The sequence below is a fragment of the Arthrobacter sp. Soc17.1.1.1 genome (assembly GCF_036867195.1).
Taxonomy (GTDB): domain Bacteria; phylum Actinomycetota; class Actinomycetes; order Actinomycetales; family Micrococcaceae; genus Arthrobacter_D.
Genome location: NZ_JBAJII010000001.1, coordinates 1693638 through 1707195 on the forward strand (window position 1 = coordinate 1693638; position 13558 = coordinate 1707195).

A 13558-nucleotide genomic window follows, 5' to 3' on the forward strand; every position below is an offset into this window, starting at 1 on the left:
TCCGGATGGAGATTGAGGAACTGGATATGGCTGAAGCGGTGAATCCCGGAGAGAACCCGGGAGCTCCGGCGCCCGGGGTCCCCGGACCGGTCGCCACCGACGCCTCGCGCCCGGCTCCCGCCCGCGGGCTCGTGCAGCCGGCGTCGCCCACGTCCGCGCCGTCGGCCACGAGCGCCGACCAGGTCGCTCCCGGACGGCGCGGCCGCACGCGGGCGCGCATCGCCCGCCTCACCGGTCGCGGCTCCTCGGGCTACTCGCCCGTGCTCGAGCCCCTGCTCCGCACCGTCCGGGCCAACAACCCGCGCGAGGACCTCGACCTCATCCAGCGGGCCTACCTCGTGGCGGAACGGAGCCACGAGGGCCAGACACGCAAGAGCGGCGACCCGTACATCACCCACCCGGTCGCGGTCGCCACCATCCTCGCCGAACTCGGCATGACCGGCACCACGCTCGCCGCAGCCCTCCTGCACGACACCGTCGAGGACACCTCCTACACCCTCGAGGAGCTCAAGCGGGATTTCGGCCCCGAGGTGGCCATGCTCGTGGACGGCGTCACCAAGCTCGACAAGGTGTCCTTCGGGGACGCCGCGCAGGCCGAGACGGTGCGCAAGATGGTCGTGGCGATGGCGAAGGACATCCGTGTCCTCGTCATCAAGCTCGCCGACCGGCTGCACAACGCCCGCACCTGGCGCTTCGTCTCGCCCGCGTCCTCGGCGAAGAAGGCGAGGGAGACCCTCGAGATCTTCGCGCCCCTCGCGCACCGCCTCGGCATGAACACCATCAAGTGGGAGCTCGAGGACCTGTCCTTCGCCGCGCTGCACCCGAAGGTGTACGAGGAGATCGTCCGGATGGTGGGGGACAGGACCCCCGAGCGGGAGAAGCATCTGAGCCTCGTCCGCAACCAGATCGAGGAAGACCTCCGGGCCGTGAAGATCAAGGCCACGATCACGGGCCGCCCCAAGCACTACTACTCGATCTACCAGAAGATGATCGTCCGGGGGAAGGACTTCGACGACATCCACGACCTGATGGGCGTGCGCGTCCTGGTCGACAGCGTGCGGGACTGCTACGCCACCCTCGGCTCGCTGCATTCACGGTGGAACCCCCTGCCCGGGCGGTTCAAGGACTACATCGCGATGCCGAAGTTCAACATGTACCAGTCGCTGCACACCACGGTGATCGGTCCGGGCGGCAAGCCCGTCGAGGTGCAGATCCGCACGCACGACATGCACCGCCGCGCCGAGTACGGCGTGGCAGCCCACTGGAAGTACAAGAACGGCGGCAAGCAGCCCGAGGCGGCCGACAACGGTGACCTGGGCTGGCTGCGGAGCCTCGTGGACTGGCAGCAGGAGACGTCGGACCCCGACGAGTTCCTCGACTCCCTGCGCTTCGAGATCAACGCGCGCGAGGTCTTCGTCTTCACGCCCAAGGGTGAGGTCATGGCGTTGCCCGCCGGCTCCACGCCCGTCGACTTCGCCTACGCCGTCCACACCGAGGTGGGGCACAGGACCATCGGCGCGCGGGTCAACGGCAAGCTCGTGCCCCTCAACAGCGAACTGAACCACGGCGACTGGGTGGAGATCTTCACCTCCAAGGCCGAGGGCGCCGGGCCCAGCCAGGACTGGCAGGGCTTCGTCAAGAGCCCGCGCGCCCGCAACAAGATCCGGCAGTGGTTCACGAAGGAACGCCGCGAGGAGGCGATCGACAAGGGCAAGGAACTGCTGACCCGCGCCATGCGGAAGCAGAACCTCCCGCTGCAGCGCATGATGACGCACACGGCCCTGCTGACGGTCGCCCAGGAGCTCCGGCACCAGGACATCTCGGCCCTCTACGCGGCCGTCGGGGACGGGCACACGTCCGCCCAGAACGTGATCGAGCACCTCGTGGCGCTCATGGGCGGCCACGAGGACGCCGAGGACAAGATCGCGGAGACGGCGGTCGCCACGCAGCCCCGCCGGCCCAAGTTCTCCGACTCGGGCGTCACCGTCCGCGGGGTCGGCGACGTGTGGGTCAAGCTCGCCCGCTGCTGTACGCCCGTGCCGCCGGACCCGATCATTGGGTTCGTGACGCGCGGATCCGGGGTGTCCGTGCACCGCAGCGACTGCCGTAACGTGCAGGAGCTGCGTGACCAGCCTGACCGGATCGTGCCGGTGGAGTGGGCGCCGACGCAGTCGAGCGTGTTCCTCGTCGAGATCCAGGTCGAGGCCCTCGACCGCAAGAGCCTCCTCTCCGACGTGACGAGCGTGCTCGCCGAGAACCACGTGAACATCCTCGCGGCGAACGTCAACACGTCGTCCGACCGGGTGGCGATGTCCCGGTTCGCGTTCGAGATGGGCGACCCGAAGTACCTGAGTCACATCCTCAGCGCGGTGCGCCGCATCGACGGCGTCTTCGACGTGTACAGGACCACGGGCTCCCAGCGACGCCCCTGACCACCGTGCCTCACGCCCGCGCGTCCTGCGGGCGCCGGGCCGCGCGCAGCCGGGCGAGCGCCCGCGCCTTGCCCGGCACCCGCGGAGCGTTGACGAGCGCGGCCTCGACGAGCCGCAGGGGACAGTCGAGGGCCGCGGTCCCGCTGATCGCCCGGAGGATGGGCACCGCGTCCCGCTCCTCGCCGTGGACGGCGATGTCCAGCGCCGTGCGGAGCGGTGTGGTGACGGACACCCCGCCGATCAGGTTGACGTCGAACGGGCCGAGCGCCACCTGGTGCATGACGGCGGGGGTGAAGGGCGGCAGCGCCGTGGTACGGCGCCGGTGGTCCGTGACCAGGCTGATCAGGGCGGGCGGCGGAGCGCACCCGTAGATCCAGGCCGCGGTGGAGCGGCCCAGGGCCACCCGCGCCCGCATCGGGGCGGGGACGCTGCGGACAGCCGACCGCGACCTCGTGGCGGGGTCCTCCCTGAAGTCGCTGCGGAGGTACGAGTCCCCGATGACGAGGTGCACCAGTCCGTCGAGCCGCATGGCCTGCAGCTCCGCCGACGTGAAGATCTCCCCGGCATGGAACAGCGCCCCGCCGGTGGATGTGACCGGCTGCCCCGGGCCCAGGACGCGCTCCGGAGGTGCTCCGGATGCGGTGCTGTCCAGGGGAGGCATTGCTCCAGCATCCCCACCGCGGGGAGCACGCAGAAGCCCTCCGGCGCCGATGTGGACAACGGTGCCGGAGGGCCTGGTCGGTGCGGGAGCCTCCCCCTGGGAGGCCTGCGGTCAGGAGAAGTCCTGGGCAGACCTCTGCAGCATCTCGAGCCACTGCTCGCGGGCCGCCAGTGCCTCCCGCGCGGACGCGATCTTCTTCGCGTTCCCCGCGCTCTCGGCGTCGGCGAGGTCGTCCCTGAGCTGCGCGATGGTCGCCTCGAGCTGGCTCAGCGCACTGTTGGTGCGGGCCTTCGTCTCGGGGTTCGTCTTCGTCCAGTGCTCGTCGTCGGCCGCCTTCACGGCGTCCTCGACCTTCCGGAGCCCGGCGTCGATGCGCCCCATGTCGGCGCGCGGGACCTTCCCCGCCTCGTCCCACCGGTCCCTGACGGACTGCAGGGCCTTCTTCGCGGCCGCGAGATCCCGGATGGGCAGGATCTGCTGGGCCTCCTTGAGGAGCGCCTCCTTGACCCCGAGGTTGCCCGCGTACTCCTCGTCCACGGCTTCGTTCGCGGCCTTGCGGGCCTCGAAGAAGCGGTCCTGGGCGGCGCGGAAGCGGGCCCACAGGGCGTCGTCGTCCTTACGGCTCGCGCGCTTGGACGACTTCCACTCGTCCATCAGGTGACGGTACTCGGCGGCGGTCTGGCCCCAGTCCGTGGAGTCCGAGAGCTGCTCGGCGCGCCGGATGAGCGCCTCCTTGGCCTGCTTCGCCTCCGCGTTGTCGCTGTCCAGCTGGGAGAAGTACGCGCGGCGGTGACGGTCGAACACGGTGCGCGCGGACCGGAAGCGCTTCCAGAGGGCGTCCTCCGTGCCGCGGCCGAGCCTCGGCCCGTTCTTCTGGGCGGCCTTCCACATCTCGAAGAGCTCGTTCATGCGCGTGCTGCTGGCCTTCCACTGCACGGTGGAGGGGTCACGCTCCGCGAGCTCCTCGGCCTCGGCGACGATCGCCTCGCGGGCGGCGAGTTCCTTCGCCTTCAGGGCGTCCTGCGCTGCCCGCTCGGCCTTCTCCAGGCCGCCGATCTCACCGAGCAGCGCGTCGATCCGCGCCTCCAGTGCGAGGACGTCGCCGACCATCTTGCGTTCGCCGACCTGCGTGCGCAGGTGCTTGGCGGTCTTGGCCATGTCCGACGACGGCGCCTTCGCCTGGACACGCTGCTCCAGCAGCGCGACCTGGGCCACGACGTCGTCGTACTTGCGCACGAAATAGCCGAGCGCCTCCTCGCGCGTCGCGTCGGGGTACTGGCCCACCGGGTGCTCGGCGCCGTCCACGAGGAGGAAGACGTGGCCGTCCTCCTCGACGCGGGCGAACCGGCCGGCCTCCTCGAGGGACGTGCTGTGGGCGGGAGGGGCCGCCAGGGGCTGCGCGGCCTTCTTGAGCGGGCGGGGTGCCATCGCGGTGGGCAGGGGCGCGCGCGCCGGGGCCGTGCTGGGCGACGGCGTGCTCAGCGGTGCGGGCTCGGGAGCGAGCGGGACCGACGGCTCGGTGCTGCCGGCGTCGTCGGTCGCCTCGGTCTGGACGTCGGGCGCATCGGACGCGTCGGTGTCGCCGGCGGCCTCGGGCTGGACACCGGGCTCCGCCTCGGTCTCGGCCGCAACGGGCTCCGCGGCCGCCGATGCCTCGGCTTCCGGGGTGCCGACGGCGTCCGCCACAGTGGCGTCGACGCCCTGCACGGGGTCGGCGGGAGCAGCGTCCTGCGTCTGGTCCGAGTCCCCGTCCGTGCCAGGGGCCGAAGGAGAGGATGCGGGCGTGGGGGCACCGTCGGCTGCCGCAGCGTCCTGCTGCGAGTGCCGGCCGATGGTCGTTTCGTCGGATTGCTGACTGTCTGTCACCGCTAGAAGTCTTTCGCTCGTCGGATGGCCGTGAGCAACGCCGGGGCCATTTGATGCAGGGTCTAGGAGTCTATCGGCCCGGCCCGCCGGGTAGCGGCGGAAGAGCCCGCCGAACGGGACTCCTCAGCGCCCACCGATTGCCCGGGCAGCGCGCAACCTGCCCTGAGGTTACTTTACCCACTGGCCCCTGATCCGCGTCACGGCGGGGAGCGGGGCTTGCCCCCGACTGCTGCCGGCGCCCCTTTTCCCGCACGCCGCCGCCGGGACCTAGGATTGAGGCCGCAGAACCGCTCCGCTGCTCCGTCCGCGGGAGCCGGTCCCCATCGCAGGAGGAGAACCACCCCATGGCCCGCAAGGCATCACTGTCCGGCTTCCCCGAATGGCTTCCGGAGGAACGCCTGATCGAGCTCCACGTCCTCGGGGTGCTGCAGCGGACGTTCGAGCTGCACGGCTTCTCCAGTATCGAGACGCGCGCGGTCGAGACCGTCGAGCACCTCCTGCGCAAGGGCGAGATCGACAAGGAGGTCTACGCGGTCTCGCGACTGCAGGCCGACGAGGCGTCCGCCTCGGAGAGCGGACTCGCCCTCCACTACGACCTCACCGTCCCGTTCGCGCGCTACGTCGTCGAGAACGCCGGGCACCTCGCCTTCCCGTTCCGCCGGTACCAGATCCAGAAGTGCTGGCGCGGCGAGCGGCCGCAGGAGGGCCGTGCCCGCGAATTCACGCAGGCGGACATCGACGTCGTGGGCGACGGTGTCCTGCCGTTCCGGTACGACGTCGAACTCGCCCTCGCCGTGGTGGAGGCCCTCGGCGCCCTGCCGATCCCGGACTTCACGCTGCGCGTCAACAACCGGAAGCTCGCGGAGGGGTTCTACCGGGCCATCGGTCTCGAGGACACGGCCGCCGTGCTGCGGAGCATCGACAAGCTGGAGAAGATCGGCGCCGAGAAGGTGGGCACGCTGCTGCGCGACGAGGTGGGCGCCGATGACCGGCAGGTGCGCCTCGCCCTCGACCTCGCGTCCATCCGCACCGCCGACACCTCCTTCGTGGAGCAGGTGCGCGCGCTGGGCGTCACGAACGAGCTCCTCGAGGAAGGACTCGAGGAGCTGCGCCAGGTGGTCGGCGAGGCGTCGCGGCGCGCGCCGGGCCGCGTGGTCGCCGACCTCAGCATCGCCCGCGGCCTCGACTACTACACGGGCACCGTCTACGAGACGGTCCTCGACGGACACGAGGCGCTCGGCTCCATCTGTTCCGGCGGCCGCTACGACGCCCTGGCGCGCAAGGGCAACCGCACCTTCCCCGGCGTCGGGCTGTCCATCGGCGTCACGCGGATCGTCTCGCGCATCCTCAGCCAGGGCTTCGCCACGGTCTCCCGCTCCGTGCCGACGGCGGTGCTCGTGACGCTGGCCGACGACGACTCCTGGTCCGAGGCCCAGGACGTCGCCGCGGCCCTGCGCGGTCGCGGCATCCCGGCCGAGGTCGCGGCGAGCGCGGAGAAGTTCGGCAAGCAGATCAAGTTCGCCGATCGCCGTGGCATCCCGTTCGTCTGGTTCACGTCGGCGGACGGCGCCCACGAGGTCAAGGACATCCGGTCGGGCGAGCAGACGCCGGCGGACCCGGCGTCCTGGGCGCCCCCGGCGGAGGACCTCCGGCCGGTGGTCAGCACCGCCTGACACCGGGCGGCCGCGCCGCGGGCGCGGCCGCCGATGCGCCGCGCGCCGGGCCGGGTTGCCGCGCGGGACCGGATCCTCGCAGGACCGTCAGGCCCGCCCGCGACGACGTCCACGCACGATCCCTCGCACCACGAGCCCTCCCGCGAGCACCGCGAGCATGGTGAGCACCGACGCCGCCGGCAGCGTGAAGGCCAGCACGAGGCATGCAAGGGCGCCGACGGCGTTCAGCCAGCGCGGCGCGTACCACTGCCGCTCGGTGAGGGTGAACGCCGCGATGTTGGCGATCGCGTAGTAGAGCAGCACGCCGACGCTGGAGAAGCCGACGACGGTGAGCACGTCCGTGGCCACGAGGAGCACCACCACGACGACGGCGGTCGCGATGTCGGCGACCCAGGGCACCGCGAACCGGCGCGAGACGCGGGCGAGTGCGCCCGGGAGGTCCCCGCCGCGCGCCATCGCGAGGCTCGTGCGCCCCACGCCGGCAATCAGCGCGAGCAGCGCGCCGAGGCTGGCGAGCGCGGCCCCGACCGTCACCACGGCACCCAGCAGGCCGGCCGTCGCCGGCGCCGCGGCCTCCACCACCTGGCGCAGCGGGGCGGTGGTCGCGGCGAGCCCGGCCGGCCCCAGCGCGTGGAGCAGGGACAGGGCCAGCAGGACGTACAGCACCAGGGTGAAGCCGAGAGCGCCGAAGATCGCCGCCGGGATGTTCCGCCGCGGCTCCCGGACCTCCTCGCCCATGGTCGCGATCCGCGCGTACCCCGCGAATGCGAAGAACAGCAGCGCCGCGGCCTGCAGCACGCCCCCGACGCCGGCGGGACCGCCGCCGGCCGCCGGCGGGCCGGCGGGGGAGGCGAAGGCGACCACGATGACGAAGGCGAGGACGGGCACCACGAGCGCGACGATCACGCGCGTCGCGAGGGCCGTGCGGGTCACGCCGAGGACGTTCACCAGGGTCAGGCCGACGACGGCGGCCACCGCGGCGGGCTTCTCGGCGCCGGGAGCGGCGTAGAGGCCGAACGTCAGTGCCATCGCGGCGCAGGAGGCGAGCTTGCCCGTGACGAAGGCCCACCCCGCGAGGAACCCGGGCGCCGCCCCCAGCCGCTCCCGCCCGTACACGTACGTCCCGCCGCTCGAGGGGTAGCGGACGGCGAGGGACGCCGTCGCCGCCGCGTTGCAGTAGGCGACGAAGCCCGCGATGACGACGGCCAGGGGCAGGAGGCCGCCGGCGGTGGCGGCGGCGGGCGCAAAGACCACGAAGGCTCCCGCTCCGATCATGGCGCCGACGCCGACGGTCGTGGCATCGAAGCCACCCATCGCACGGCGGAGTCCGGGCTGCTCGGACATGGTCCTCCTCGGGTCGGGAACGGCGGGCGGTCGGGGTGGAGCTCGGATGAAGGCCGGGGAGAGGCCGGGTGCAAAGGTCGAGGGCCGACAGCGGGCCCGTCCCGGTCGGAGCGGTCGCACCGGGACCGGTAAGGTTGGTCGGGCTTGAACCAACTGTAGGCAGGCGCTTCCACGCCCTGCGACCCGACTGACACGACTGTGGGAAGGAATGCTGTGCTCCGCACGCATGAACTCGGCTCCCTCCGGCCTGAGCACGTAGGACAAACCGTCACCCTGGCAGGATGGGTCGCGCGGCGCCGCGACCACGGCGGTGTGGCGTTCCTCGATCTGCGCGACGCCTCCGGTGTCGCCCAGGTGGTGGTGCGCGAGGAGGACGTGTTCTCCAGCCTGCGCAACGAGTACGTCCTGCAGATCGTGGGCACGGTGCACCAGCGCCCCGAGGGCAACGAGAACCCGGCCCTCGCCACGGGTGCGATCGAGGTCATCGCGGACACCGTCACCATCCTCAACACCGCGGACCCGCTGCCGTTCCAGATCGACGAGCACGTCGAGGTGGGCGAGGAGGCCCGCCTAAAGCACCGCTACCTCGACCTGCGTCGGCCCGCCCCGCAGAAGAACCTGCGCCTGCGCTCCGAGGCCAGCCGGGTCGCCCGGGAGCTGCTGCACGCGGACGGCTACGTCGAGATCGAGACCCCCACCCTGACCCGCTCCACCCCCGAGGGCGCCCGCGACTTCCTGGTGCCCGCCCGCCTGGCCCCCGGCTCCTGGTACGCCCTGCCGCAGTCGCCGCAGCTGTTCAAGCAGCTGCTGCAGGTCGGCGGGTTCGAGAAGTACTACCAGATCGCCCGCTGCTACCGCGACGAGGACTTCCGCGCCGACCGCCAGCCCGAATTCACGCAGCTGGACATCGAGGCGAGCTTCGTCGAGGAGGACGACATCATCGCCCTCGGCGAGCAGCTCATCACGCGCCTGTGGAAGCTGATCGACGTCGAGATCCCCACCCCGATCCGCCGGATGACCTACGCCGACGCCATGGCGAAGTACGGCTCCGACAAGCCGGACCTGCGCTTCGGACTCGAGCTCACGGAGCTCACCAGGTTCTTCAAGGACACCGGCTTCGGCGTCTTCAAGGCCCCCTACGTCGGCGCCGTGGTCATGCCCGGCGGTGCCTCCCAGCCCCGCCGCACGCTCGACGCCTGGCAGGAGTTCGCCAAGCAGCGCGGCGCCAAGGGCCTCGCGTACGTCCTGATCGACGACGACGGCAGCCTCCGCGGCCCCGTGGCCAAGAACCTCAACGACGCCGAGCGCGAGGGCCTCGCCGCCGCCGTGGGCGCCGGCCCCGGCGACTGCGTCTTCTTCGCCGCCGGCGAGAAGACACCCTCCCGGGCCCTGCTCGGTGCGGCGCGCGTCGAGATCGGCCACCGTACCGGACTCATCACGGACGGCGACTGGGCCTTCGTGTGGGTGGTCGACGCCCCGATGTTCGAGCCCGCATCCGCCGCCGTCGCCGCCGGTGACGTCGCCGTCGGCGGCGGTGCCTGGACCGCCGTCCACCATGCCTTCACCTCCCCGAAGCCCGAGTTCCTCGACACGTTCGACACGGACCCCGAGAACGCGCTGGCCTACGCCTACGACATCGTCTGCAACGGCAACGAGCTCGGCGGCGGGTCCATCCGTATCCACCGGCGCGACGTGCAGGAGCGCGTGTTCGCCGTCATGGGCCTCGGCGCCGAGGAGGCCCAGGAGAAGTTCGGCTTCCTGCTCGAGGGCTTCAAGTACGGCGCGCCTCCCCACGGCGGGATCGCGCTCGGCTGGGACCGCGTGGTCTCCCTGCTCGCGGGTACCGACTCCATCCGCGACGTCATCGCCTTCCCGAAGTCCGGCGGCGGGTACGACCCGCTGACGGCCGCGCCCGCGCCGATCACGGCGCAGCAGCGCAGGGAGGCCGGCGTCGACGCGAAGCCGAAGGCCGACGCGCAGCCGGCGTCGGCCGGCTGACAGCGGATCGCTTGACCAGCAGATCCGCTGACCTGCAGATCCGCTGACGACAGGAGCGGGGCACCCTCGACGGGGTGCCCCGCTCCTGTCGTAGGCCCCCGTCCTGATCGCTGTCGGACGAATTGTGACGGATCCTCCACCCCGGGCCCGCGCGCTGTGAAATAATCGGCGCTGTACGTGCTCCGGGGTCGGTGTAAGTCCGAACCGGCGGTTATAGTCCGCGACCCGTCCACCATCCGCGCACCCGCGCGGGCAGTGGACGGTTGAGCCGGTGGAATTCCGGGACCGACAGTCACAGTCTGGATGGGAGAAGCACGCACAGCAGGGGCTTGCCGCTGCCCGCTTCCGGGCTGCGGTCCTGTCGTGGTACAGCCACGGCGTTGCGCCCCTCCTTCTGCCATTCCCCGGAGCCGTTCTATCGGCGAAGGATCGGCATGGAATTTCTGCAGTGGCTCTTCGAAGCCCGCATCCCCGTAGGCAACGGCTCCCTCCTGCTGCGCGAAGTGGTGGGCAACATCTTCGGCCTGCTCAGCGCCCTCGGCGGCATGCGCCGCCGCGTGTGGGCGTGGCCCGTCGGCATCATCGGCAACCTCCTGCTCCTCACGGTGTTCCTGGGCTCCCTGTTCGGCGCGGCGAGCGCAGCCAATCTCCTCGGCCAGGCCGGACGGCAGGTCATGTTCATCGCCGTCTCCGTCTACGGCTGGCGGCAGTGGCAGGCGAGCCGCCACCGCGGCGGCCAGGCCGTCGTCCCGCAGTGGGCCGGCACCAGGGCACGGATCGGCATGGTCGCGTTCCTGCTCATCGGCACGCTCGCGCTGACCCCGCTCTTCCGCGTCCTCGGCTCCTACGAGCCGGTCTGGGCCGACGCCTGGACCTTCGTCGGCTCCCTGCTCGCCACCTACGGCATGGCCAAGGGGTGGGTGGAGTTCTGGCTCGTCTGGGTCGCCGTGGACATCGTCGGCGTGCCGCTGCTCTTCAGCGCCGGCTATTACGCCAGCGCCTTCATGTACATGTTCTACGGCGCCTTCACGCTCGTCGGCTTCTTCGTCTGGGCGCGCGCCCAGCGCACCGCGAAGCCCGGCATCGAGATCCTCCTCCCGGATCCGACGCTGCGCTGATGGCGACCCCCGGCACACCCGGCACCACACCGGCGGAAGCGGCGGCCATGCTGCGCGCCCTCGACCTCGCCGCGCGCGGCGTGCGGGGCGCCAACCCCCTCGTGGGCGCCGTCCTGCTCGGGCCCGACGGCGCCGTCCTCGGCGAAGGCCACCACAGGGGTGCGGGCACGCCCCACGCCGAGCCCGCCGCCCTCGCCGATGCCCGCGACCGCGGCAGCGACCCGCGAGGCGCCACCATGGTGGTGACCCTGGAACCGTGCAGCCACACCGGCCGCACCGGTCCCTGCAGCACGGCACTGATCGACGCCGGTGTCGCCCGCGTCGTGTACGCGGCCGACGACGGCAACGCGGCCGCGGCCGGCGGCGCACGGCAGCTGCGCGCCGCGGGCATCGACTGCATCGGAGGACTGGAGGCCGGCCGCGCGCAGGCCCTGAACGAGCGCTGGACCGACGGCCTCGCCGACCGGCGCCCGTTCGTCACCCTGAAATCCGCGCAGTCCCTCGATGGGCGCGTTGCCGCCCCGGACGGCACCAGCCAGTGGATCACCGGCGCCGAGGCACGCGCCGACGGCCACCGGCTCCGCACCCTCGCGGACGCCGTCCTGGTGGGCACCGGCACCGTCCTCGCCGACGATCCGCGACTCACCGCACGGCAGGACGCCGCGCTGTCCGCCCCGCTGTCCTCCCCGCTGCCCGCCGGGAGGCCCGGACTGCGGGTCGTCATGGGCGAGCGCCCCGTGCCCGACGGCGCCGCCGTCCGCGGCGAGGGCTTCCTCCACCTGCCCACCCGGGACGTGCACGAGGTGCTCGACGCGCTCCACGGCAGGGGGGTCCGCCACCTCCTCGTCGAGGGAGGCCCCCGCATCGCGTCCGCCTTCCTCCGGGCGGGCGTCGTGGACGAGGTGTTCAGCTACGTCGCCCCGCTGCTGCTCGGCGACGGTGCCGCGGCGTTCCCGGCACTCGGCGTCACGACCCTCGCCGCCGCCTCACGCTGGCAGCTCGACGACGCAGGGGGGCCCGCCGTCGGCCGGTTCGGCCCCGACGTGAGACTGCACCTGCGGCCACCGCTCGGACACCCGGCCGCCCCGCCCGACCCCGCCTGACCCGCCGTATATCCGCCCGCCACGACACCCCATGCCCGACCGCAACCGAAGGAAGCACCAGTGTTCACAGGAATCGTCTCCGAGCAGGGGAGCGTCGTCTCCCTCGAGCTCACACCCGACGGCGAGAGCGGCCTCCTCGTCGTCGAGGCGCCCGAGACCGGGCAGGACCTCGCCCCCGGCGCGTCGATCGCCGTCAACGGCGTTTGCCTCACCGCCGTCACGCTCGACGGCGCACGCGTGGGCGTCGACGTGATGGGCGAGACCCTCCGCCGCACCACGACGGGACGCCTCCAGCCGGGGGCCCCGGTGAACCTCGAGCGGTGCGTGCCCGCGGGAGGCCGCCTCGACGGGCACGTCGTCCAGGGGCACGTGGACGGCATCGGCGTGCTGCTCGAGCGCGAGGACCTCGGCGCCTGGCACCGGCTCCGCTTCGGGCTCCCCGCGACGCTGGGGCGCTACGCCGCGGAGAAGGGGTCCGTGGCGATCGACGGCGTCTCCCTGACGGTCACGGCGGTCAGCCCGCCCCAGGACCTCCAGCAGTGGTTCGAGGTCGGGCTGATCCCGACCACGCTCCGCGCGACAGGTCTCGGCACCAAGGCTCTCGGCGACCCGGTGAACCTCGAGATGGACGTGCTCGCCAAGTACGCCGAGCGGCTCCTCGGCTTCGCAGCCGTCGACGCCCGGCGGCAGGACGACACGGGCCGGAGCCTCCCGTGACGGGCGCCATCCGCCTCGACACCGTCGAGGACGCCATCGCAGCCCTCGCCGCGGGCCGTGCGGCCGTCGTCGTCGACGACGAGGACCGCGAGAACGAAGGCGACATCGTCTTCGCCGCCGAGGACGCGACGCCGGAGCTCATCGGCTGGACGGTGCGCTGGACCTCGGGTGTGCTGTGCGTGCCGCTGCGGGCCGAGGACGCCGACCGTCTCCTCCTGCCCCCCATGACGGCGGTCAACGAGGACGCCAAGGGCACGGCCTACACCGTCTCGTGCGACGCGGCGGCCGGTGTCAGCACCGGCATCAGCGCCGCGGACCGCGCACGCACGGCCCGCGTCCTCGCCGACCCCGCCAGCGGCCCGCAGGACCTCACCCGCCCCGGCCACGTCTTCCCGCTGCGCGCCGCACCGGGCGGTGTCCGCGAACGCGCCGGGCACACGGAGGCCGGCGTCGAACTGAGCGTCCTCGCGGGCAAGCGCCCCGCCGCCGTCATCGCCGAACTCGTGCACGACCACGGCGGCATGATGCGCCTGCCCGCCCTGCGGGAGTTCGCCGACGAGCACGGCATCCCGCTGGTCTCCATCGAGGACCTCGTCGCCCACGTGGCACGAACCGCCCCCACCCACCACGCCTGACCACCCCCCCC

The 13558-nt window shown here is 72.3% G+C and carries 10 protein-coding genes and 1 riboswitch; of the genes, 7 read left to right on the forward strand and 3 right to left on the reverse strand.

Translation table 11 applies throughout. From position 1 onward, the window contains the following. The first annotated feature begins 26 nt into the window (after positions 1-26). Positions 27-2432, forward strand: a complete 2406-nt coding sequence (locus V6S67_RS07675) for a RelA/SpoT family protein (RefSeq protein WP_334209678.1) — start codon at positions 27-29, stop codon at positions 2430-2432. Between the two features lie 10 nt (positions 2433-2442). On the opposite strand, the gene V6S67_RS07680 is transcribed toward V6S67_RS07675, so the two are convergent. Then, positions 2443-3093 (reverse strand): hypothetical protein, encoded by a 651-nt coding sequence (locus V6S67_RS07680; protein WP_334209679.1) that lies wholly within the window; start codon positions 3091-3093, stop codon positions 2443-2445. Positions 3094-3204: 111 nt separating this feature from the next. Next, a complete protein-coding gene (locus V6S67_RS07685) occupies positions 3205-4800 on the reverse strand; it encodes a DUF349 domain-containing protein (protein ID WP_442884870.1) in 1596 nt (531 codons plus the stop codon). 503 nt (positions 4801-5303) lie between these two features. Here V6S67_RS07685 and hisS point away from each other — a divergent pair. Next, positions 5304-6632, forward strand: coding sequence for a histidine--tRNA ligase (gene hisS / locus V6S67_RS07690; protein WP_334209681.1), 1329 nt, complete (start codon positions 5304-5306; stop codon positions 6630-6632). 87 nt (positions 6633-6719) lie between these two features. Here hisS and V6S67_RS07695 read toward each other — a convergent pair whose 3' ends face one another. Then, positions 6720-7976, reverse strand: coding sequence for an APC family permease (locus V6S67_RS07695; RefSeq protein ID WP_334209682.1), 1257 nt, complete (start codon positions 7974-7976; stop codon positions 6720-6722). Between the two features lie 213 nt (positions 7977-8189). Here V6S67_RS07695 and aspS point away from each other — a divergent pair, with 213 nt between their 5' ends. From aspS to ribB, 5 genes are all read left to right on the forward strand, one after another. Next, complete coding sequence (aspS, locus tag V6S67_RS07700) at positions 8190-9974, forward strand: aspartate--tRNA ligase (protein WP_334209683.1); 1785 nt, start codon at positions 8190-8192, stop codon at positions 9972-9974. A gap of 174 nt (positions 9975-10148) precedes the next feature. Next, positions 10149-10293: riboswitch (FMN riboswitch) on the forward strand. Between the two features lie 115 nt (positions 10294-10408). Beyond that, complete coding sequence (pnuC, locus tag V6S67_RS07705) at positions 10409-11092, forward strand: nicotinamide riboside transporter PnuC (RefSeq protein ID WP_334209684.1); 684 nt, start codon at positions 10409-10411, stop codon at positions 11090-11092. Continuing rightward, entirely contained in the window at positions 11092-12195 is a 1104-nt protein-coding gene (gene ribD, locus V6S67_RS07710; RefSeq protein ID WP_334209685.1) for a bifunctional diaminohydroxyphosphoribosylaminopyrimidine deaminase/5-amino-6-(5-phosphoribosylamino)uracil reductase RibD, read from the forward strand. Before pnuC ends, ribD begins: the two co-directional genes overlap by 1 nt. A gap of 60 nt (positions 12196-12255) precedes the next feature. Then, positions 12256-12912 carry a riboflavin synthase gene (locus tag V6S67_RS07715; protein WP_334209686.1) on the forward strand — a complete coding sequence of 219 codons (657 nt, stop codon included), beginning with the start codon at positions 12256-12258 and terminating at the stop codon, positions 12910-12912. After that, positions 12909-13547 (forward strand): 3,4-dihydroxy-2-butanone-4-phosphate synthase, encoded by a 639-nt coding sequence (ribB, locus tag V6S67_RS07720; RefSeq protein WP_334209687.1) that lies wholly within the window; start codon positions 12909-12911, stop codon positions 13545-13547. Before V6S67_RS07715 ends, ribB begins: the two co-directional genes overlap by 4 nt. Positions 13548-13558: the final 11 nt, after the last annotated feature.